The organism is Candidatus Binatus sp. (genome assembly GCF_036567905.1).
GTDB lineage: Bacteria > Desulfobacterota > Binatia > Binatales > Binataceae > Binatus.
On record NZ_DATCTO010000034.1, the window covers coordinates 32,122 to 53,250 of the forward strand.

The following is a 21,129-nucleotide window of genomic DNA, read 5'->3' on the forward strand; positions in this document are numbered from 1 at the left end:
CTTCGTTGTTGGGGCAGGGCGGTCGGACGTCATGCGGCGCCTGTGACAGGATTGTCGGCGGGGACCTCGACGAGTTTGATGCTGGCGTGCTTAAGCATCTCGGCGATGGTGTGGAGCTTGTACGGGCGCGCGTAGTACACGGTGCGCACACCGGTGTTGATCAGCACCTTGAGGCAATGGATGCACGGCGTGTGAGTGACGTAAATGTCGGCGTCGCGAATCGCGACGCCGTTGCGCGCCGCTTGCGAGATCGCGTTGATCTCGGCGTGGATGGTGCGATAGCAATTCTGCTCGATTTCTCCGTCGGGCGTGCGCGATTCGTAGATGAGGCATCCGGCCTCGGTGCAATGCGGCAATCCTGCCGGCGAGCCGTTGTAGCCGGTCGCCAGGATGCTGCGGTCGCGCACGATTACGGCGCCGACCTTGGCGCGCAGGCAGGTCGATCGCTCCGCGACCTCGCGCGTGATCGTCATGAAGTAATTGTCCCAGCTCGGGCGGCGGGGCCTGGTCTCGGGAGTCGGTTTGTTCGAGCCGTCGGTCAATCCCAATGCGGTTCACCTCGATCCAGATCGATCAAATGCCGCTCAGATTCGGACGCAACCGAGACGGCGCAGCATCTCGTCGTAGTGCGGCACGTGATGGATTATTTCCTGAGAGTGTTCATCCTGCTGCGGCTGCAAAGGCGCCTCGGGTTGCACGAAAGCGAGAGGCACCGGGCTGAAGGTGACGATGAACAGCGCGACGGTAAGCCATGCCGCCAGAGCGCGGCGTGGGTTCAGCGGGGTGTCGCGATCGATGGTGGACGGATGCCCCAATCCGAGCGCGACCGACAGGACAGCCCACAGCAGCCATCCGCCCCAGAAATTCAGCCCGAGCGCAAGCGGCACCAGTACCATCAGCACGCACGAGATAACGAACAGCACCGAGATCGTGCGATGACGGCGCGGGAACAGCGCGTAGATCACATGGCCGCCGTCGAGCTGTCCGACCGGCAACAGGTTCAGCGTGGTGACGAACAGCCCGAGCCATCCCGCGAATGCGATCGGATTGAGGTTCACGTTGACGGTCGAAGGATCGACGCCCAGCACCAGGCGCGAGAGACCGAGAAACAGGAGCGAGTTGCCCAGCTCGAGACCGCCGGCAGATTTGTCCAGCGGCGTCACGTCGGAAAGATACAGGCCGATGATGACGGCGGGTATCGCGAGCATCACACCCGCCCACGGGCCGGCGGCGCCAATGTCGAACATCACGCGGCGAGTGCGCGCAGGCGCTCGCATCCGGATGAATGCGCCAAAGGTCCCGATGATGAAGGGGGACGGCGGCGCCGGGATAAAATAAGGCAGGGAGGCATCGACGCCGTGGTAGCGCGAGGTCAGGTAGTGTCCCATCTCATGCGCGAGGAGAATCATCATCAGGGGAATCGAGAACGAGAGTCCCGAGCGCAGCGCCGCAACGGCGAGAAACGGATGCGCGAAGGAGACCTCCTCGCCATTCATGTACGCGCCGGCGGTGGTGGTGGTCAGCAGAGTCAGCAAGAACAGAGCGATGTTGAGCGGCGGGATTCGCCGAGGCTCGAGCGAGCGCGCGGCCGGTTCCACCGCAGCGGTGTGGCGCGGAATACTGGTAAGGACCGTGGGAGCGTCCTTGTGTGCGGCTATTTCATCCATGATTAAGTGCGGCCTGCGGCCGCGGCCAGCGACACCGATGAGCCAGGTCCAGCGGCGAAGTGCGCGGCAGCGTTGCCGTCGCGAACCGCGACTTCGAGCAGGCCAAGGCTTCCGAATGTTGCGAGAGGAGCACCTTTGGGCGCGTCAGCATAAGCATTAAGTAATCGCATCGCCGCGCCGCGTTTGATCCTAACGGAAAGGGATTTGTGGCGAAAGCGAGAGCCGAACTGTTCGGCCGCCTGGCGATCGATATTGCTTACCAGATTGCCGAAGCCGTCCACATAGATCACTTCACCGCGCAACTCGCGCGCCGAATCCACGGGACGCGGCAGATCGAGCTGCACGATCGAGCGGAGTGCGGGCCCCAGCGCGGAAATCGGGGTGCCGCGCCAGAGATACGCCGCGGCAGGCGCGAAGATGTCGCGGCCATGGAAGGTGGCACTCACGTTGGTAAGACGATGGCGGGGCGAAGCCAGTTTCACGATTCGCCTGATTCCAGCCTGGCTCGCGGCGAGCCACAGCAGGCCGTTATCGGGTCCGACGAAGCGTGCGCCGGCAGAAGTCTCGATTGCAATTGGCGCGCGCGCGGTGCCGACTCCAGGATCGACAACCGCAAGGAATACCGTACGCGCAGGGAAGTAGCGCCAGCTCTGGCGCAAAGCGATCGCTCCGGCGACGACGGATTGTGCGGGAATGCCATGAGTGATGTCGATCACGGCTGCGCCGGGAGCGATCGACGCAATGACGCCCTTCATCGCACCGGCATAATGGTCGCGATAGCCGAAGTCGGTTATGATTGCGATCGGGAAAGGGCTTCGCGCGAGCGTCGGCATCACGGGATAGTAGACCGCGAAACAGCGGCGTCGCGCAATTTCCCGAAGTCGAGTCCCCTCGCGCATCTAACAGGTCAATGAAACGTAATTTTGTGCCGGGCGGCTGGCGAGAACAGGCTGGGGCAGTGCTGCTGATGGCCGTCGCGGTGGGCACGATGCTGCGGTTTTTTCGCCTTGGCGCGCGCGAGTTGTCGATTGACGAGTCGCTTTCGTGGGCCGAGTCGGCAGCGCCAAGCGTGACGGACGTGTTGCGGGTACAGCATCGGCTGGATTCGGGCAAGTTCCCGATTTACGAACTTGCGCAACACGGATGGATGCGGGTGTTCGGTGAAAGCGAGGCGGCGATGCGGGCGCTGCCAGCGCTAATCGGTTCGCTGTCGATTGTGTTGGTATTCATCCTCACGGTGGAAGTGCTGTCGGCGGTCACGCCCACACGATCGGACGACAGCGGCAAGGGTGGCATCTACATGGTGTCGGCGTTGTGCGCGCTGATTTTTGCGGTCGGGCTTCCGTCGGTCGAAATTGCCCGTCAGGCGAGAATGTATTCAATGATGCAGGCATGGATTCTCGCGCAGGTGATTTTCCTGTTCCGCGCGCGGCGGCTGGGAGGACTGGAGAACTACGCCGGTCTTACGATTTTTTCAGCGATTGCAGTGGCCACCAACTTTACCGCGGTGCTGGTGATGGCGGCGGAGGCGCTGTGGCTGATCTACCTGTTGCTGGTTGATGCCGATGCGCGAAGTGACGCAGGCGTGCGAAGCGCGGCGCCATGGCTGATGGGGGCCGCACTCGTTGCCGCGATGATGTTGCTGCTGCCCTTTTTTGCCGGCTTGCGATATGGAGTCGAAGGCGTGAAGCGGGGCGATTACGACTGGATCAAGCCGCCGGGGCCATGGGAGCCATTCGCGACGTTCGAGAGCGGACTTGGCAGCTGGCCGTTCCCGCTGTTTGCGCTGTTCGCGATCATGGGCGGGATTCGGCTTTGGCGTTCGCATCGAAATGAGGCGGTGTTGATCCTGCTCTGGATCGGGCTGCCGCCGATTATTCTGTTCGCGGGGTCGTATCTGGTTACTCCGATGCTCGTCACGCGCTTCCTGATATCCTCGTTCGTTCCGGTGTTTATACTCACTGCAATAGGGATTGAGTCTTTACCGTCGCGAAACTACCGTGCGGCCGCAACCATCGCCATAGTAAGTCTCTCTATACTGCGAGTGTCGTCGGATCTGAGGCCGGGAGACCACCGCTGGCGCGATGCATGTCAGGTGGCACTGACTAAAGCGGGTGTGGACCGCCGCGTCGGCGCTTCTCACGATTACTATCTCGTTAGCTACTACGTTTCTGCGGCGCAGTGGGACAATCTGCAAATAGTTCGAATCCCTTTCCACGGAGCTGAGAGCGAAGCGCCGCGAGTGGCGATCATTTCGCCGACCGCGCCGCCTGCACAGGTCGCCGAGATTCGCCGGGAGTATCCGGTGGTCGTGGCGAGGTTCAAGAATGTGATCGTAGTATCGCGGCCTGAGGCGGGCGTGCAGAATGCTCCGGCCAGCTAATCGCGCGGCGCGACCGAGACGTAACGGTTGCCGCGTTCATAAAAGCGCCATCGCCTCGAGGCCCAATGGCCGGCGTAATCGACGTTGATCCTTGGCGACCGGCCGATTCTCCCGACCGGAAGTTGGGAGTGCTCTAGATATAGCCATCCAGCGCACAAATCCCGACCATAGTCGGCGCCGGTAATAGCCAGTGCATTAGTCAATTTGCCGGGGCCATTAGTCAGTTCACGAGAATCCGGCGGTTTGCGCCGCCGCCGCGCCATCAAATCGATACCTCGCATCGGTTCGATCGCTCTAATCAGTACTGCGTGCGGTTCGCCGTCGGCGGTAGTCACCAGGTTCATCGCCCAGCTGATTCCGTAGAGCAGAAATACGTATGCGTAGCCCGGCGGCCCGTACATGGCGGCGGTTCGCCTGGTCAGACCGCGCGCGCTATGCGCTGCAAGATCGAGGGGGCCGCGATAGGCCTCGGCCTCTACGATTCGGCCGGCCGCCACGCCCTGGGCAGTGCGATGGACGAGGACTTTGCCGATGCATTCGCGGGCCACGACCAGGACGGGGCGGGCGTAAAATTCGCGCGGCAGCCTTCGCGATTCAGTCATCGCGACTTTTACTGTAGCAGTGGAAAGCAGGGCAATTCGGAGGTCAGAGTGTAACTGTACCTTCGTCCGCGCCACGTAAAGCGGCCTTGCGCGGCGCCGAAAACCTCCCTGACGGTGGCAGATTTCCGGCTCTCCTCGAAGCTGGCGGAATCGACCGGAGCGTAGGCGAGGAAGTGGCTGGATCCGGCCGTGAGAGCAGGCTCGAGGGGCGGTTGGAAATCAAGCTTGGCGATTCCCGGCTTCGGCGCCCAGCCGTCAGGCGGGCCATCCTTGGCTCTCACGAAAGCCCACCGCGGCGCGGAGCCATTTGCGACGAGCGTCCATTGGCGGCTCTGGATGGAGCCGTGGTTATTTCGAAGCTCTTCGACACCGGGCGTGGCCATGGCAAGTTGATCGCAATGTTCCCGCGGTTCTTCGCTGGGAAGGCTCGCCTCTCTTCGAAGCGCGGTCTGCTGTTCGGCGTAGGCCGCCATTTGTTGCTCAACCGCGGAATTTGGGGGAGCGGGTTTGGCCGCAGAATGGAAGCATCCGGCAGACGCGAAAGTCAGGCATCCCACGATGAGCGAAAGAACGGCTCCATGCAGGGTACGTTGAGATACGCGCGCTGGGCCGGTTGAAAAGCGGGAAATCATACCTGAGAGGTTTGCTCGATCAGGGGCAACGAAGTCAATGGCGAAGAGCGCTTGTATTCGCTGTCGATGGTCGCGAGGAGTCCATGGCGGATTCAATTGACAGTCTGCAGGCCAGTACCTAGACTCGCATAAGAGCGGGTGTAATTCAGTGGTAGAATGCCAGCTTCCCAAGCTGGACGTCGCCGGTTCGACCCCGGTCGCCCGCTCCATCAATTTTTTTGAGAACCATATGGTCAATGACTATCTCCGAGTCGAGCCTTCAGGGCATCATGCTACGAAACGTCGTAGAGTTTTTACAAGCGGCTGCACGAGTCGAACCGGCTGATCGCGTCACGGCACGCTTGCGACGAACAGCCTATATTGGAGGTTCCACGATGCGTACACTACTGTCATCTGAGTGAGTGGCGATCCGGTGCGCAAAACGGTGGTGCAAAACCTCGTAGCCTACGCGATAGCGGCCGCAATCGTATGCTACGCTGCACGCGGCGTCTCCTGGAGGCAGGTGGCCGGCGCCGGAAGTCACGCCACGGTGTGGATTTTTCTCATCGCCAGCCTGGGCGGCTTTCTATGCTGGTTTATCGGCGAGACAGTCTTGTATTCCCGCTTGTTCAGTTATTTTCACGGTCCGACCAGAGCGGTCGAACTGCTTCCGACCATGGCCGCCGTCTATTTCCTTCAGATTGTGAACTCCTATGTCGCAAGCGGTGCGTTTGTGCTTTTTCTGCATGCACGCAAGCGTGTGCCCTGGATAATGGGCGGATGCACCTTGCTGTTTCAAGGCTACCTGGATGCCCTGCTGCTGGCCGCATTGACGCTCTTGGCGATCGCTCTCGTGCCGACGTCACCGATTCGGCTGGGTCTCAACTACGCCGCAGGCGTGCTGGGCGCGGGCTGTCTCATCGCTTCGTTCTGGCTCTTATGGGGAGCGCGGCTCCGGACCGGCAACTGGCTCCGATGGATCCACGAACGGCCCTCGATGGCGAGTTTCCGCATGGCGCGGCCGTCGCATTACATCAAGCTCTTCGCCATCAGGTTTCTAATCGTTCTGGGAGCGGCCTTCGCGCTCTACGGACAGTTCGTCAGCTTTCATATCGGGGTCCCGCTCATGCAGACGTTGGCCCTGACGCCATTCATTGTGGCGATTGGGAATTCGCCCTTCTCACCAGGTGGAATCGGAACGACTCAGTTGGTCTTCACCCTGGCGTTTGCCCGGTTTGCCAGCAAGGACGATTTGTTTGCGCTGTCCCTGGCCGTGACCGCCTTCAACCTCGCGGTCCGTATACCGATGGGACTGGCCATGGGTGCACCGCTTGTGGAAGAAGCAGTCGAGGTCGAAAGCGAATTAGTGACCAAGCGCGAGGTTGGGCAGCTATGACTTTCATGCGTTGGCAGAAGAGAAGCGTCGCCATGTTTCTAGGGCTGGCATTGTCGAGTGTGGCTTTGATGTCTCATGCTGCTGACGAGCAACAGATGCGACAGACTGTGGAACGGGTAGCGCGTCTCTTTAGCAGCAAGTCCAGCATCGCTACGGTGAAAATGCAGATCACCAATGAAGATGGGCAACGCGATATCTCGATGAAGATCTGGTCGCTGGGAGAAAAGATTCTTGTCTGCATCACCAGTCCTCAAGACGAAGCAGGCACCGCCATCCTGAAAGAAGGCAGCGACATCTGGTATTATCTTCCTAAGTCGAATCGCACGGTTAAAATTCCGCCTTCAATGGCAATGAATTCATGGATGGGAAGCGACTTCACTATTGATGACCTGGTAAAGGAAACTTTCCTGACACGCGATTACTCCATCAGTACCTTCTTCAAAGGAAAGCGCGGCGGAGTCGCGGTCGATGAATATACTTTGACACCGAAGCCGGATGCCGCGGTGGTGTGGGGGAAGATTATTTTGCAGATTCGCAATGCCGACGCCGTGCCCACATGGCAGGGTTTCTATGATGAGGACGGGCAGTTGGTCCGAGAGCTTACCTTTTCTGATTACAAGTCAATGAGCGGCAGGCTTATTCCTACGCGACTCGTCATGCGGTCCACGGGCAAGGCTGGTGCGCAGACGACGATCGAGTACGAAGACATCGCGTTCGATGTGCCGATCAACGAAGGGACGTTTTCGCTGCCCAACTTGAAGTGATGAGCGCACGGCTTCTACAGCTCGCGTGGCGCAATCTGTGGCGCAATCGTCGGCGTACTTTCATTACGATGGCCGCCATAGCGTTTGGCTATGTCATGCTACTGTTCGTTGCGTGCCTGATGACCGGCCTGAGATGGCAGATGATCGAGAACGGTACTTGTCTTGTCATGTCCCAGATTCAGGTGCATGCTCCCGATTACTACCCCAGCCGTTCTATTCAGAAGACCCTGGGCGGGAGGCAAGGGACAGATGTCAGCGCTTTGCTGGCAGCCGTCATTTCAGATCGCCGGGTTTATGCTGCGGCGCCCAGAGTCTACGGATACGGCTTGCTAAGTGCGGCCCATCGCTCCGCTGGAGTTGAGCTAATGGGAATCGTTCCGGATGAGGAACCGAAGGTTACTATTCTAAATAGGCAGGTAGTAAAAGGTAGTTACCTGACTGCGCGGATGCCAAAGGGGGTAGTGATAGGAGATAAGCTCGCGAGCACGATTGGCATAGGCGTGGGCTCGGAAATCGTTTTGCTGACGCAGGCTGCCGATGGTTCGATGGGCAACGACGTGTACACAGTCGTGGGGACTTTCTGCAGTGGTCTTGATGCTGTGGATCGGGGTTTGGTTCTCATGTCTCTGTCTTCTCTACAGGACCTTTTGCACCTGGCACCGGCGAGGATTCATGAAGTTGGTATCAAGCTGAATGACATAACGGCGGCTACTACCGTGGCTGCCGCACTTGAGCTTCAACTGGATAAAACTCTTCCCGTACGGGTAATGGCGTGGCCTGAGCTGGCGCCGGAGCTGGCCAATTACGTGCAGTTCAATCACGGCATCACCTTTGTTCTCTTTTTCATTTTCTTCCTGTTGGCGGTGATCGGTGTCATGAACACCATGCTAATGGCGGTGTTTGAGCGGACGCGTGAACTGGGCATGCTCATGGCTTTAGGAATGCGCCCAGGTCAGGTGATTGTTTTGATCCTGACAGAGGCTGGCGGGTTGGCGGTGGCGAGCCTGGTTGTGGGAGGCGCGCTTGGCGTCCCGGTCCTCTGGTATTTGCAGGTGCACGGTCTGGATTTGGGTGGCGCCACCGGCGGAGTAATCTCTTTGGCAGGAGTAGTGGTGGGGCGCCTCTGGTATGGCCGGCAGGATTTTCCCGCCTATGGGCAAGCGGCACTCGGGCTGGCCGTCACAGCTCTGGTATCTGCGCTCTATCCCGCCTGGCGAGCTGCTCATTTTCGGCCGACGGAAGCGATTCGTAAGGTTTAACGGTGAGAAGTGTTTTTCTTCTGGTGAAGATCAGCTGGCGCAATCTCTGGCGCAATCCCCGAGGTACAGCGCTTACGGCCCTGGCTCTGGGTTTGGGTCTCGCGTTGCTTCTGATCTCTCTGGGGCTGCTCGATGGCGGGCACGAGCAAATGATCGCCGACGGTGTGCGGTTTGGTCCGGGACATGTAGTGATACAGGCGAAAGGGTATCAAGACTCGAGCTCTGACGAGCTGCTGCTTCCGGCCCAAGTGGTCTCCAGGATCGAAGCGTTTTTGCAAACCGCGGAAATGAAGAAGATTGTGCGAGGAGTCAGTCCGAGGCTTCTAGCAACCGGGCTTCTAAGTTCCTCGGCCAATTCTGCCGGCGTGAGAATCACGGGGGTGAATCCGCAAGACGAACCCGCGGTATCGCTGATCCCGGAGCGGATAGTCGAAGGGACGTATCTGCGTAACGACAAGCCTTCTGGCGTTGTCATTGGCGCCGAGCTGGCTCGCAAGCTCGAGGTAAAGATAGGTTCTCGCGTGGTTCTCATGACTCAGGCGCTGCGACAGCCCGGCAATGAAACCAGGAATGGAGCCGGAGAAGAGATGCAAAGCACTCTTTTGCGGGTGAGTGGCATCTTCCGCACGGGATTAGAAGCGATCGACGCTAACATCATTCAACTACCGTTGCCCGCGGCACAGACCCTGCTCGGAGTTCTAGACGGCCAGGTGACTCAGGTAGCTCTCCTGTTGCAACAGGAGGGTGACTCGCCGCTGGTAGCAAGAGCCTTGCAGAAGCAATTGAGCGGAGCTTCGGTTGAAGTCCTGACCTGGCGAGAATCAATACCGATGCTTGCTCAGATTCTTGGGCTGGACCACGCCTTCAACTACATCATGAACGGCGTAATACTGGCGATGGTAGGGTTGGGAATACTCAACACGATTCTCATGAGAGTACTGGAGCGCCGGTATGAATTTGGCGTTTGTAAAGCTCTTGGTCTTCGGCCTCGGCAGCTTGCTGCAATGGTCATCGGCGAGTCTCTGGCCCTCACGGCGATAAGCCTGGCCCTGGGACTAGCGTTGGGTTTGAGCGTCGCCCATTATTTCGCAACGTCGGGATTGGACCTGCGCTGGATATTCAAGGCAGGTCTTCCACCGGCGCTTGTGTTTGATCCTATTCTCTACTCACGCTTAAGCCTGAATCGAATCGTCTGGTCTGTTAGCATTGTATTCATGATGGCGACGATCATTTCCGTTTATCCGGCGCTCAAGGCAGCGCGAACAGAACTGCCGGGCGCGTTGAAGGTGCTCTAGCAATGAGGGCGATGGTGACAGAATGGGCGGTGGAACTGAAGGACGCGAGGAAGACCTACCGCACTGGAATAATCGAGGTCCCGGCACTGCGTGGGATTTCTCTCCAGATTGCTCCAGGGGAATTCGTGGCTACCGCCGGTCCGTCGGGTTCCGGCAAGACCACGCTGCTCAACATCATCGGCGGGCTCGACCGGGCGGACGCGGGCGAGATATGGGTGGCAGGGCAAAACCTTCAGCTCTTATCTTCAAGTGAGTTGGCGCATCTGCGTTTACAGCGCATCGGCTTTGTGTTCCAAACGTACAACCTGCTGCCTGTCCTTACCGCTTTGGAAAATGCCGAGTTTACGTTGCTCCTACAGGGGATACCTGCGCATAAGCGTAGAGAAAAGGTGGAAAAGCTGTTTTCTGAAATCGGCCTCGCCGGCCTTGAGGACCGTCGCCCGGCGGAGTTGTCTGGCGGGCAGCAGCAACGGGTTGCCGTGGCTCGCGCCATGGTTACAGAACCTGCGCTCATTTTAGCGGATGAGCCCACGGCGAATCTGGACTCTGCCACGGCTATCGCTCTCCTCGATGTGATGGAGCATCTCAATCGTGTTACTGGTACGACTTTCATCTTTTCCACGCATGATCCCCAGGTCATGGAGCGGGCTCATCGTTTGATCCGCTTGCGGGACGGTCAAATAGCGAGCGACGAGACGCGTGACAGGCAAGATGCGGGTATGGCGGCAAGAGGAGACGCTGGCTGACTGCAGAAAGGAGTCACTTGGGAATCGATGCGTCCCCGGGCACGGCAGCGATCGGCGCGTGGGCGGCGGACACGGCCGCTGCAGCTACGACCGGCTGTGCGCCTGTGATGTAGAAGCGAATGAGTTCGGTGGTGACCTGAGGGCCGCCGACAAAGGTGGTGCCTTCCTGCTTGAGCAGCCTGTAGGGCGGCGCCGCCTGGAAATAGAGGGTGTTTTTGGGAACTACCGGCTCGATGACGTGCAGGACGAAGCGCGGCCAGTTCGGCATTACCGTCGCGACATCGACTTGTGCGGTTACCTTGAGCGCGGGGAAGCTACCGGCCGGCACGGTGATCTGTCTGGACCGGTTGGCCCAAACCTCCTGACCTACGTAGCTGTAGGGCGTGATCTGCTGATGAAGCATACCTTCGGCGCCGTCGCGCGGCGCGCCGAGCACGCGTAGAAACGCCACCCACGGAACCGAGTCCGGATACAAGTCATGTGGCAGGTCTGCGGCCCCCGCCAGCCGCAACACCGTCGCATCGTTACGCCAGAACGTGTTCTGCAGCGCGCGACCATGATCGTACAGCGTCCATTGATACATGGTGCAACCCTGACGATGATTGGGAAACAGCCAGAATGCGACTTCGAACTGATAGGTCGATAGGGTGGTCACCTCGATATGGATCGTGTCGTCGTCGACCATTTCGTTCCACGACTTGACCCGGGTCAGGAGCTCGCCCGTACCGTCCTCTGTTTGCTGGGTTTCGTCTACCTCGGTGCTCGGCGGCGGGGTTATTATATCGGTGCCGGATTGTTCGCCGATCATCCCGTGACCGATCAGGCCGCGCGTCACAAGCCAGGCATCCGTTGCGCCACCTGCACTCGACTCTGTCCCCGGCGCCAGAACAACATCGGTGCCGCCCACGGCAGGCCATAGAATTAAAACTGCTGCCAGTACGGTCAGCGATGGAATCAGAATCCAGAATCGGAACGATAAGGTCTTCATTTTGAAACCCAATTCCTGGCCGACGAGCATCGACCGCAGCCTGGCACGCCTTTTGACGCATTTTAGGGGCCTGCTTAGCGCAAGTGCCCAAAACGCATACTGCGTGCCGGCGGCGGCTCTTCTACCTCGAGCAAAGTGTGGAGATGTGAGGAAACTCTCGGACGAGGTAGTTAAATAGTACACCAAATGGACGCGACGGGCAAAGAGCGTTGGAGAGGGAAGTGGAGTACGATTAGCGCTCAATCTCGGAGCGCGGCACGGGATCGACACGATCGCCCGCGGTGTTGTGGCCGGCCATCGACCGTCCCGGCTGGCACTGCCAGAAGCGAAAATGACAAATATACATTTTGGCGCTCACGCGGTACTTCGAAGTGGTCGCGGCCATTGCCAGCAGGACAAAGTCCAGCCGCGTCCTTCGACCGCAAGAGCAGCTACGTAGCCGGATGCGAGGGTCAACTCCTTCAAAGACCAACGACCGGCTTCGTCTGAATCTGGCTGGGTGCTTAACAACGCTGCAGGTTTTCCGGGAATGAGCGACACGTCGAACTGATCCAAAGGCAAAGAGAGTCCTTCGCCTCTCGCCTTGATGTAGGCTTCCTTGCGGGTCCAACAGAGGAAGAACGCGTATCTCTGCAAGTCTGTCGGGAGCGCACGGAGTGTCGCAATCTCGTTGCGCGAGAAAAAACGCTCAGCGATCTGCTCGACTTCCAAATCGCAGCGAATGAATTCAAGGTCGATGCCGATCCCGCGACCACGAGTAACCGCATAGAGGGCCACTCCGCGAGAGTGAGACATGTTAAAGCGGATAGCATCTCCGCCAGAGTCCCGGCTCAATGCGGGCTTTCCATAAGAACTGTAACCGAAGGATAGGCATTTCGGTTCTCTATTCAAGTAGAAACCGAGTATAGCCCTAAGTACTCCGTGAGCGTTGATAAAGCGCTCGCGGTCCGTCCGAAAGTAAAACCGCTGGGCCCTCGTTTGCTCTTCTGCCGCAAGGGTATGCAGGAAGCTATCGCGCTGCGGCGGGAGCTCGTCCAGAAAGGCCCGCCAGACATGTACTTCGTTACTACCTAATCTTATCGTCGCCGGTGGGAACCCCCACGGTGTGGGAGTTGAGGTGATGGGTAGTGTCTTCATGTGGACGTTCGTACCGGCTTTATTGCAGCTGCTGAAAAAGCGCCCGAAGCAGAAGAGGCTGTTTCAAAAAGAAATGGTCGCCGGGAAACATCCGCAGCGAGAACGAAACACTCGTCTGGGCGCGCCAGGCTTCAAGATCGCTGTCGCTCACCTTGTTATCCTGCAAGCCGCCAAATGCGGAAATGGGACAGTTCAGGGGCGGCTCAGTCGAGTACAGGTAGGTTTCGTACACCGCAAAGTCTGCCCGTAAGACAGGAAGCATGATTTCCATTAATTCCTCGTGGCCCAAAAGCTCGCTGGGCGTGCCATTCAGCCGCCGCAGCTCCATTAAAAACTCGCTATCTGGCAGGGTATGGATAAACGGCCCGCGATGAGGGATTTGAGGAGCACGACCAGCAGATACAAATAGGTGAACAGGATGCACGCCGTACTGTCTTCGGATCCGGCGAGCGAGCTCAAAACTGACTAATGCTCCGAGGCTGTGGCCGAAGAAGGCAAAAGGCCTGTCCAGGAGTGGAGCCAGGGCTTGAGCGAGGGCCTCGACCAGAGGCGAGAGGTGAGTGAAAGGACGCTCCGTCATCCGAGTCCCCCGTCCCGGGAGTTGAAGTGGGCATACCTCGACATCCGCCGGCAAATTGTCGGACCAGGTGCGAAAGATCAACGCGCCGGCTCCGGCGTAAGGGAAACAAAACAAGCGAAGGCGCGTCTTTGGCCCGAGTTTACGGTGTGAAATCCAGGGGTCGAAAGCAGCGGCGGTTGTCGAGCGGCTCATTCAAAAGCTGTCCTTACAAAGTAGCACATCCAAGTTAACTCTTTGATGAATGGCGCTGTTTGTCGCGCTGCTCCATTTGTTCTCTCAGACTTAGCGGTCTCATGTCGGTCCACACTTCCTTAATATAAGCCAGGCATTCGGTCTTGGAACCGGTCTTGCCTGTGACCGTCCAGCCAAGAGGAACTTTCCTTTCGGAGGGCCAGATAGAGTACTGCTCTTCATGATTGACGACGACTCTGTATGTTGCCGAGTCTTCCCAGCCGTCACTATTCATATTGCATCCTTCATTGACCTTATCGGTGGATTGGCCCCATCGGCAAACCATCCTTCAGTCGCTTGCGCCTGATCGAGGCAAGCCCGTAGCTTCTCAGCCAACACTTCAACGTGAGGCTTGTAAACCATCGTTGCGTGATTACCCGGAACGATATGAACGTCAACTCCTCCAGCAGCCCAGTCGCTCCAACCCAAGGCCGGGTCTGACGAGGTTCCCGCAAGCTCCTGACCAGCCTTGAAGAGCGTGATTCGACCTGGGTAGCGATGCAGTGCGTAGTTCTGGGTGGCTCGAAAATCGGCTTTGCAGAGTTCGATGAATGGCTGAGCTTGGGAAACGTCGATATCCGAGGGCATTAGTCCGGCTCTTTTTGCGTGCTCGAGGACGCGCTCCAGCAGTTCGTGCTTTGGAAGGCGGGCGAGAGAATCGCGAAGGTCGAGCGAAAGACCGAAATAGCGGACAAAATCGATCAGCAGGCGCGCGTCAAAGTCCTCATCGTCGAGCTCCTCATCGGCAGTTGGGATCCGAGTATCCAGTAAGGCTAACAAAGCTACCGTCTGACCCTGAGCCTGAAACTGCTGAGCCATCTCGAGAGCTACGACGCCTCCCATGGACCATCCGCCCAAAAGATAGGGACCCCACGGCTGCACCGTCCGTAGCGCTTCGATGTAATAAGCGGCCATGTCTTCGATGCGCGCGTGTGGTTCCTGCCCCTCCTCGAGTCCTCTTGCTTGTAGGCCATAAGAAGGCTGGTTGGACCCTAGGTAGTGCGCCAAGTGAACATAGGGGAAGACATGTCCACCGGCCGGATGTATCAAGAAGAAGGGCCGCCTGTTACCTCCCGGTTGAATAGCCACCAAAGATGAATGCGGCGGAACTTTGGCGTGCTGGTGGAGAATCTTCGCTAGATGCTCAACGGTTGCTCCCTGAAATACAGTGGCTAAGGGAACTTTCTTGCCCAGTCTCTTTTCTATCAATGAGAACAAACGAACGGCTGCAAGGGAGTGTCCTCCCAGCTCAAAGAAATTGTCCGTCACGCCGATGGGCCTGATACCCAAAACCTCTTCCCACAGACTAGTGAGCTGGCGTTCCAAAGCGTTGCGCGGCGCTACGAACGACCTTCCCGGTTCAAAGCGTGCTCGCCCGGGCTCCGGCAGGGCGCTGCGGTTTACCTTCCCGTTGCGCATCAAGGGCAAAGCACCGAGCGGCACGAAGACCGCCGGCATCATATAGTTGGGCAGCCTCTCCTTCAGAAAGACCCGCAGCTCGCTAGCCGTTGGCGGGGATTCCCCCTCGGCGACCACGTAGGCCACCAGCTTCTTCTCTCCGGGAGCATTTTCCCAAGCCAAGACAACAGTCTCGCGCACGGCAGGGTGTTGGCGAAGCGCTGCCTCGATCTCCCCGAGTTCGATACGGAACCCGCGAATCTTCACCTGATCATCAATTCGACCCAAAAACTCGATATTTCCGTCGAAAAGATAGCGGGCGAGATCCCCCGTCTTGTACAGTCGCGTTCCCGGCTCGCTGCTGAAGGGGTTAGGTACGAAATTCCGCGCAGTCAAATCGGGCCGCTTGAGATAACCTCGAGCCAGGCAGTCACCGCCAATATACAGTTCACCGGGAACTCCAACGGGAACCGGATCACCGTACTTGTTCAAAATATAGGTCTCCCGGTTCGTGAGGGGACGGCCGATGGGAATCCTATGGAGAGCCGAGGGCTCGCGAAGCCGTGAAGCGACCTCAAAGGCAGTTGCCGTAATGGTGGTCTCCGTCGGCCCGTAGGCATTGATTAGACGGATTGAACTCATCGGTGTTCGCTGCCATAAGTCGAGGAACTCGGGCAGCATCGTATCTCCACCGACGATGAAAACCCTGGGCTGAATATTTGGAACTAACTCCGAGACGTCTGCCCACTCTCTGGCCAATTCTTGCCAATAGCCGGTTGGGATATTGAGCACAGTGAGTCCGCACTCAGAACTCACTTTGTAAAAAGCCGTAGTACGCCATACGTCGGTAGTCATCATAACCAGGGTAGCGCCGACAATCAGGGTAGGCAGCATTTGCTCCAATGATACATCGAAACTCAGTGAGGCAAACTGCAGCACCTTATCGCTTGAATCCAGCTCGTAGTACCGTTGAACACTAAGGCAGTGCGCCGCGATCGAAGCATGCGAAACGAGGACTCCCTTTGGCTGGCCGGTCGACCCTGAGGTATAGATTACATAAGCCAGATTCTCGGGCGTGGTTAAGCAGACCGGGTTTTCTTTACTCCTCTGGGTGATAACCTCCGAATCTGAATCCAGACAGACCACCTTTGCATGGTGTTCAGGCAATCCCACCAGCAACGCCTCCCGGGTGAGGATTACAGGGACCTCGGCGTCTTCCAACATGAAAGCGAGCCGTTCCTTCGGATACGCTGGATCCAGCGGCAGGTAGACGCCGCCCGCCTTTAGAATGCCGAGCAGTCCAACGACCATCTCCACGGATGGCTTGAGGCAGATTGCCACCGGTAACTCAGGGCGCACTCCCAGAAGGCGTAGATGATTCGCCAGTTGATTGGCCCGGCGGTTCAGTTCGTCGTACGTCAGCTGCTGATTCTCAAGTACTAACGCTGTCGCGTCAGGTGTTCGCGCGACCTGCGCCTCAAACAGTTGATGGATACACAGCCCTTTCGGACAATCAGCCCTGTTATCGTTCCAGTCCACCAGTAGTTGTTGTCGCTCTGTTTCGGTTATTAGGGGCAGGTCCGAGACGCGTCGCTCGGGAGTAGCGGCCACGGCCTCCAGTAGAGTCCTAAAACAACCAAGCATACGTGTAATAGTGACAGCCTCAAAGAGGTCCGTATTATATGCTAATGTACCGACTAGACCTTGATCGGTGTCCACGATATGCATGGTTAGGTCAAAGTGAGTCGTACCGGTGTCCACTTCTACTGGGCTCAGGCTCAATCCCGGCAGTTCCACCGGCTGCAGCGAGGCATTCTGCAGTACGAACATCACCTGGAAGAGCGGGTTGCGGCTTAAATCTCTCGTCGGGTGCAATTCCTCTACCAGCCTCTCAAAGGGCAGGTCCTGATGGGCATACGCTCCCAGACACACTTCACGTACCCGGCGTAATAGATTCCGGAAAGTGGGATTGTCGGAGAAGTCAGTGCGCAGAACAAGCGTGTTTACGAAAAAGCCTATTAGGCCTTCGATCTCCAGGCGGTTACGGTTGGCGGTTGGCGTTCCTACAACGACGTCGTCTTGATCCGTGTATCCGTGCAACAAAAGTTGGAATGCCGCCAGTAGGGTCATGAACAAAGTAACCCCTTCCTGGCGACTTAACGCCTTCAACGCATCGCCCAAGGCCTTAGGCAATAGAATAGCTTGGTGCGCACCGTGAAAGGTCTGTAGAGCCGGCCTCGGATGGTCCGTGAGGACCTCGAGCAGCGGAGGCGCGCCAAGCAATTGGTGCTTCCAATAGGCAAGCTGAGTGTCCAGGACCTCGTCCTGCAACCAAATTCTCTGCCAATGAGCAAAATCTGCATATTGGATGGGTAGCTCAGGCAGCGATGCGGGCCTATCGGAACAAAAGGCATCGTAGAGTACCGCCATCTCCCGGATCAGGATTCCGGTTGACCACCCGTCGGAAACGATATGGTGCATCGTCAGCAGCCCGACGTGCTCGGCTTCACCCAGCCGGAGCACTGTAGCCCGCACGAGCGGACCTTCGGCCAAATCGAAGGGCCGCCGCGCCTCGTTGGTCGCAAGCCGCTGGACCTCGCTCTCCCGCTCGGGCTCAGGCAGCTCTCGCAAATCTACTATCGGCAGCGTCAACGATAGAAGCGGTGCGATAACCTGAACCGGGCGACCATCCACAATGGCAAAGGTCGTTCGCAGGGCTTCATGGCGCTTCACGATTTCGTCGAGACTTTGCTTCAGCGCCGCCATGTTGAGTGGTCCCTTGAGACGGACGGCGGCAGGGAAATTATAGACAGAGCCGCCCGGCTCGAGCTGATCGATGAACCATAGCCGCTGTTGTGCAAAGGACAGAGGTAGTTCCCCGTCCCGAGGAACAGGCACGATGGGGGAAGCCAGTAGTCCTGCTCCGCAGCCTACATCAATGCTTTCAGCCAGGCCGGCAACGGTGGGCGCTTCGAACAGGCGGCGCAGCGGCATCTCCACCTGGAAGGCTTCGCGGATTCGGGAAACGACCTGGGTAGCCAACAGCGAGTGCCCACCTAGCTGAAAAAAGTTATCGTAGATGCCCACCCGTTCGACGCTCAGGACCTGGCTCCATATCGTGGCGAGCAGCTCTTCCGTAGGCGTGCGACATGCCACGAATACCTGGTCCAGCTCGGGCCGCCGGTCATCGGGTGTCGGCAGTGCGCGGCGGTTTACCTTACCGTTAGCGGTCAGCGGGAAGGCGTCCAGTAGCACGAAGACCGCTGGCACCATGTGCTCGGGCAGCTTGTCCTTTAGAAAACTGCGCAGCTCGCTGGCGGTGGGACGTGACTCTCGCTCGGCGACTACATAGGCCACCAGCCGTTTCGCTCCGGCCCCAACTTCCTGAGCCTGTACAATAGCCTGCAGCACGGCCGGGTGCTGTCCGAGTGTCCCCTCGATTTCGCCAGGCTCGATTCGGAACCCGCGGATCTTGACCTGATGATCGCTACGACCCAGGAACTCGATGTTTCCGTCCGGCCGGTAGAGCGCGAGGTCCCCGGTCTTATACAGCCGCGCTCCCGGCTGCCCGCTGAAGGGATCTGGAATAAACTTCTCAGCGGTCAAATCAGGGCGCCTGACATAGCCTCGCGCCATGCCCACGCCGCCGATGTACAAGTTACCCGCGACGCCGATCGGAAGCAGGCGAAGCAGGTCATCTAAAATATATGCTTGTGCGTTCGGTATAGGTCGTCCGATAGGAGCTGCACAATCAGGGCTGTATTCTTCGCACGGCCAATATGTAGAATCGATGATTGTCTCAGTCGGCCCATACACATTGTACAGCTTCGCCCCAACGCGGCTTTGGAGCCGCGTGACGATCTGGGGCGCCAACGCCTCACCGCCGCACATCACAGCGCGCAGGGCGAGGCTTTCGTCGAAGGCGGGCTCCTCAACCAGAAGCCGGAGAAGCGATGGCACGCAGTGAAGAATTGAGATTCGCTCGCTGCGGATGGTGTCTGCCAGGTATCGGCTATCACGATGACCGCCAGGTTCCGCAACTATCAGGGTTCCTCCCGCCAACAGCGTCGCGAGCAATTCGCGTCCAGCGGCATCGAAGGTGATGGGAGTCTTCAAAAGACAGCGGTCGCTGGATGACAGCTCCAGTGTCTCCATTATCCAGTTGACAGCATTAGTCAGTCCGCCGTGTTCGACCATTACTCCCTTCGGCTGTCCGGTCGAACCTGAAGTGTAAATCACGTACGCGAGGCTTTTGGCGGTTGCGTTAGCCTGCGGGATGTTTTCGCCATGCCTGGCGATGGTTTCCCAGTCCGAATCCACGCACACCACCGCGATTCCAAGCTCCGGCATAATGTTCCGCAGAGTTTTCTGAGTCAGCAGCACCTGCGCGCGAGCATCTTCCATCACGTAGGCTATGCGCTCTTTGGGATACTCCGGATCCAACGGCACGTAAGCTCCGCCCGCCTTAAGAATGCCAAGGATCCCCACGACCATCTCCAGCGAACGGTCCATGCAGATTGCGACTGGAACTTCCGCTCCGACACCGAGACCTTGCAGGTGATACGCAAGTTGATTGGCGCGAGCCTCGAGTTCAGCGTAGGTCAAACGGCGGTTCTGAAAAACGAGCGCTACATTCTCTGGCTGTTGCCGGGCCCGTTGCGCGAAGAGCTCGTGGATACACTTGCTTTCAGGGTAGTCGGTTCGCCTATCGTTGAACTCAACCAGCAGCTGGCGCTGCTCGTCGGGGCTCACGATATCCAGATCTGCGATTGGCGATTCCGGATTTGCGCAGACACTCTCGAGCAGAGTGCGGAACTCTTGCGCCAGGCGGTCGACATCCTCCGCGCTAAAAAAGCTGGAATCGTAGTGAAGCTCCGCGACCAGAAGGCCCCCTCGCTGCGGGCAGGAGAGTTTCAACTTGAACCGGTCAAAACAGCTGTATTGCTTCTGAATGGAAAATATCGTGGCGCCCTCGGTATGATTCGCGTCCGCATCCTGGAATTCAAAAGCTACCGGAAAGAAGCGGCACGGCTCGATTTCGGCATCCAATCGAGTAAGTTGTTCAGAGTCGAAATACTCCTGCCATTCAACGGCTTCTCGCGCCGATCTATTAGTCCGTTCCAGAACTTCACTGAACCGAAGCTGCTCTTCGAGCTGGAATTGAACAGGCAAAGTCTTTGCAAACGGGCCCAGCGCTTCCTGCAGCCCTTCGTAAGTACGCCCATCGCACGCCAAGCCGACCACAAAGTCTGATTCGCCAGTGAGACGCCAGAGCAGGATTTGCCAACAAGCCAGGAAGAACGCAGAGGCCGAAGCATCATACCTGGCCACGAGCTTTTTAATCTTCGGGGTCAACTCAAGATTGACCGGCGACGCCAGAATCCGGGGCTCGAAGGCCGCCCTTGCGGAAGGTCGCTTTTCGAAAGAAAACTTCGGAACGCGGAAAGCTGAGCCGTCCGCTTCGCGCCAGTGTTTATTTCCTTCGTGCGTTTCTTCCGATTCCAACAAGTTATTTTCCCACTCGGCGAGATCGGCATATTGACTGGGGTCGCCTGATGGTTCCTCGCAACGTACGAAACCGGAATAGCGGCGGCTAATCTCACGCACCAGAATCCTGAGCGATGCCGCATCCGCACACAGCGATGGCAGATTGACGAGCAACATGTGCCGGTCGGCCGCAAGGGTCAGCAAAGAGATGCGCAGAACCGGACCGTTCGCAAGGTCGAAGGGAATCCGGCCAACCTTCTCAAACAGCGCCTCGATTTCCGCCTCTTGGCGTGAGGTGTCCCGGTTGCTCAAGTTGCATTCCTCTATCCAGGGCGCACTTTGCTCGTTCACCGCCTGGAGAGGAATGTTTGTTCCCTGCGGACAACGAAAGCCGGTTCGGAGGATCTCGTACCGGTCGGAGATGTCCCGCAGGACAGCCTTTAGAACCTGCAGGTTGAGGCTGCCCTCGATGAGGACGGCGCATTGCGCACGATACGGCAGTTGGTCGCCGGCCTGCTGCAGTGACCACAGATGCCTCTGCTGAGGTGAAAGCCGGAACCCTTCGATCACGTCCATTTGCATTCG

At 58.2% G+C, this 21,129-nt stretch carries 16 protein-coding genes and 1 tRNA gene; 7 read left to right on the forward strand and 10 right to left on the reverse strand.

Annotated elements, in window-relative coordinates:
• Positions 1 to 29: 29 nt before the first annotated feature.
• From VIO10_RS04740 to VIO10_RS04750, 3 genes are read right to left on the reverse strand one after another with little or no spacing between them, the layout of a single operon-like run.
• Positions 30 to 548 carry a cytidine/deoxycytidylate deaminase family protein gene (locus VIO10_RS04740; RefSeq protein ID WP_331960130.1) on the reverse strand — a complete coding sequence of 173 codons (519 nt, stop codon included), beginning with the start codon at positions 546 to 548 and terminating at the stop codon, positions 30 to 32.
• A 36-nt stretch (positions 549 to 584) separates the two neighbouring features.
• The gene (locus VIO10_RS04745; protein WP_331960132.1) at positions 585 to 1,667 is read right to left on the reverse strand and encodes a site-2 protease family protein; all 1,083 of its coding nucleotides are present in this window, start codon (positions 1,665 to 1,667) and stop codon (positions 585 to 587) included.
• A 2-nt stretch (positions 1,668 to 1,669) separates the two neighbouring features.
• The gene (locus VIO10_RS04750) at positions 1,670 to 2,500 is read right to left on the reverse strand and encodes an SAM-dependent chlorinase/fluorinase (RefSeq protein WP_331960135.1); all 831 of its coding nucleotides are present in this window, start codon (positions 2,498 to 2,500) and stop codon (positions 1,670 to 1,672) included.
• 77 nt (positions 2,501 to 2,577) lie between these two features.
• On the opposite strand from VIO10_RS04750, the gene VIO10_RS04755 reads away from it, so the two are divergent.
• Positions 2,578 to 4,050, forward strand: a complete 1,473-nt coding sequence (locus tag VIO10_RS04755; RefSeq protein WP_331960138.1) for a hypothetical protein — start codon at positions 2,578 to 2,580, stop codon at positions 4,048 to 4,050.
• Here VIO10_RS04755 and VIO10_RS04760 read toward each other — a convergent pair.
• Both VIO10_RS04760 and VIO10_RS04765 read right to left on the reverse strand, forming a co-directional pair.
• A complete protein-coding gene (locus VIO10_RS04760) occupies positions 4,047 to 4,652 on the reverse strand; it encodes a DNA-3-methyladenine glycosylase (protein WP_331960141.1) in 606 nt (201 codons plus the stop codon). The genes VIO10_RS04755 and VIO10_RS04760 overlap by 4 nt on opposite strands.
• An 8-nt stretch (positions 4,653 to 4,660) precedes the next feature.
• A complete protein-coding gene (locus VIO10_RS04765; RefSeq protein WP_331960144.1) occupies positions 4,661 to 5,125 on the reverse strand; it encodes a hypothetical protein in 465 nt (154 codons plus the stop codon).
• Positions 5,126 to 5,418: 293 nt separating this feature from the next.
• Here VIO10_RS04765 and VIO10_RS04770 point away from each other — a divergent pair.
• The 6 genes from VIO10_RS04770 to VIO10_RS04795 all read left to right on the forward strand — a co-directional run bounded on the left by VIO10_RS04770 (position 5,419) and on the right by VIO10_RS04795 (position 10,723).
• Positions 5,419 to 5,493 (forward strand) — tRNA-Gly (locus VIO10_RS04770).
• A 188-nt stretch (positions 5,494 to 5,681) separates the two neighbouring features.
• Positions 5,682 to 6,659 (forward strand): lysylphosphatidylglycerol synthase domain-containing protein, encoded by a 978-nt coding sequence (locus tag VIO10_RS04775; RefSeq protein WP_331960147.1) that lies wholly within the window; start codon positions 5,682 to 5,684, stop codon positions 6,657 to 6,659.
• Positions 6,660 to 6,664: 5 nt separating this feature from the next.
• Complete coding sequence (locus VIO10_RS04780; RefSeq protein WP_331960150.1) at positions 6,665 to 7,423, forward strand: outer membrane lipoprotein-sorting protein; 759 nt, start codon at positions 6,665 to 6,667, stop codon at positions 7,421 to 7,423.
• A gap of 68 nt (positions 7,424 to 7,491) precedes the next feature.
• Positions 7,492 to 8,682, forward strand: a complete 1,191-nt coding sequence (locus VIO10_RS04785) for an ABC transporter permease (RefSeq protein ID WP_331960153.1) — start codon at positions 7,492 to 7,494, stop codon at positions 8,680 to 8,682.
• 23 nt (positions 8,683 to 8,705) lie between these two features.
• Entirely contained in the window at positions 8,706 to 9,977 is a 1,272-nt protein-coding gene (locus tag VIO10_RS04790; protein ID WP_331960156.1) for an ABC transporter permease, read from the forward strand.
• 29 nt (positions 9,978 to 10,006) lie between these two features.
• Complete coding sequence (locus VIO10_RS04795) at positions 10,007 to 10,723, forward strand: ABC transporter ATP-binding protein (RefSeq protein ID WP_331960159.1); 717 nt, start codon at positions 10,007 to 10,009, stop codon at positions 10,721 to 10,723.
• Positions 10,724 to 10,736: 13 nt separating this feature from the next.
• On the opposite strand, the gene VIO10_RS04800 is transcribed toward VIO10_RS04795, so the two are convergent.
• The 5 genes from VIO10_RS04800 to VIO10_RS04815 all read right to left on the reverse strand — a co-directional run bounded on the left by VIO10_RS04800 (position 10,737) and on the right by VIO10_RS04815 (position 21,120).
• Positions 10,737 to 11,741 carry a hypothetical protein gene (locus tag VIO10_RS04800; protein WP_331960161.1) on the reverse strand — a complete coding sequence of 335 codons (1,005 nt, stop codon included), beginning with the start codon at positions 11,739 to 11,741 and terminating at the stop codon, positions 10,737 to 10,739.
• A 324-nt stretch (positions 11,742 to 12,065) separates the two neighbouring features.
• Positions 12,066 to 12,848, reverse strand: a complete 783-nt coding sequence (locus VIO10_RS04805; RefSeq protein ID WP_414645317.1) for a 4'-phosphopantetheinyl transferase family protein — start codon at positions 12,846 to 12,848, stop codon at positions 12,066 to 12,068.
• A 19-nt stretch (positions 12,849 to 12,867) separates the two neighbouring features.
• Positions 12,868 to 13,620, reverse strand: a complete 753-nt coding sequence (locus VIO10_RS04810) for a thioesterase II family protein (protein WP_331960167.1) — start codon at positions 13,618 to 13,620, stop codon at positions 12,868 to 12,870.
• A 34-nt stretch (positions 13,621 to 13,654) separates the two neighbouring features.
• Positions 13,655 to 13,894 carry an MbtH family protein gene (locus VIO10_RS16195; protein WP_349259224.1) on the reverse strand — a complete coding sequence of 80 codons (240 nt, stop codon included), beginning with the start codon at positions 13,892 to 13,894 and terminating at the stop codon, positions 13,655 to 13,657.
• Positions 13,891 to 21,120, reverse strand: a complete 7,230-nt coding sequence (locus VIO10_RS04815) for an amino acid adenylation domain-containing protein (protein ID WP_331960170.1) — start codon at positions 21,118 to 21,120, stop codon at positions 13,891 to 13,893. Before VIO10_RS04815 ends, VIO10_RS16195 begins: the two co-directional genes overlap by 4 nt.
• Between the last annotated feature and the right edge of the window lie 9 nt (positions 21,121 to 21,129).

Bases quoted from the DNA above. Each gene is read 5' to 3' on its own strand.
- VIO10_RS04805 (WP_414645317.1), bottom strand. From the start codon at position 12,848: ATGAAGACACTACCCATCACCTCAACTCCCACACCGTGGGGGTTCCCA.
- VIO10_RS04750 (WP_331960135.1), bottom strand. From the start codon at position 2,500: ATGCCGACGCTCGCGCGAAGCCCTTTCCCGATCGCAATCATAACCGAC.
- VIO10_RS04810 (WP_331960167.1), bottom strand. From the start codon at position 13,620: ATGAGCCGCTCGACAACCGCCGCTGCTTTCGACCCCTGGATTTCACAC.
- VIO10_RS04755 (WP_331960138.1), top strand. From the start codon at position 2,578: ATGAAACGTAATTTTGTGCCGGGCGGCTGGCGAGAACAGGCTGGGGCA.
- VIO10_RS04745 (WP_331960132.1), bottom strand. From the start codon at position 1,667: ATGGATGAAATAGCCGCACACAAGGACGCTCCCACGGTCCTTACCAGT.
- VIO10_RS16195 (WP_349259224.1), bottom strand. From the start codon at position 13,894: ATGAATAGTGACGGCTGGGAAGACTCGGCAACATACAGAGTCGTCGTC.
- VIO10_RS04765 (WP_331960144.1), bottom strand. From the start codon at position 5,125: ATGGCGGCCTACGCCGAACAGCAGACCGCGCTTCGAAGAGAGGCGAGC.
- VIO10_RS04800 (WP_331960161.1), bottom strand. From the start codon at position 11,741: ATGCTCGTCGGCCAGGAATTGGGTTTCAAAATGAAGACCTTATCGTTC.
- VIO10_RS04785 (WP_331960153.1), top strand. From the start codon at position 7,492: ATGGCCGCCATAGCGTTTGGCTATGTCATGCTACTGTTCGTTGCGTGC.
- VIO10_RS04780 (WP_331960150.1), top strand. From the start codon at position 6,665: ATGCGTTGGCAGAAGAGAAGCGTCGCCATGTTTCTAGGGCTGGCATTG.
- VIO10_RS04815 (WP_331960170.1), bottom strand. From the start codon at position 21,120: ATGGACGTGATCGAAGGGTTCCGGCTTTCACCTCAGCAGAGGCATCTG.
- VIO10_RS04760 (WP_331960141.1), bottom strand. From the start codon at position 4,652: ATGACTGAATCGCGAAGGCTGCCGCGCGAATTTTACGCCCGCCCCGTC.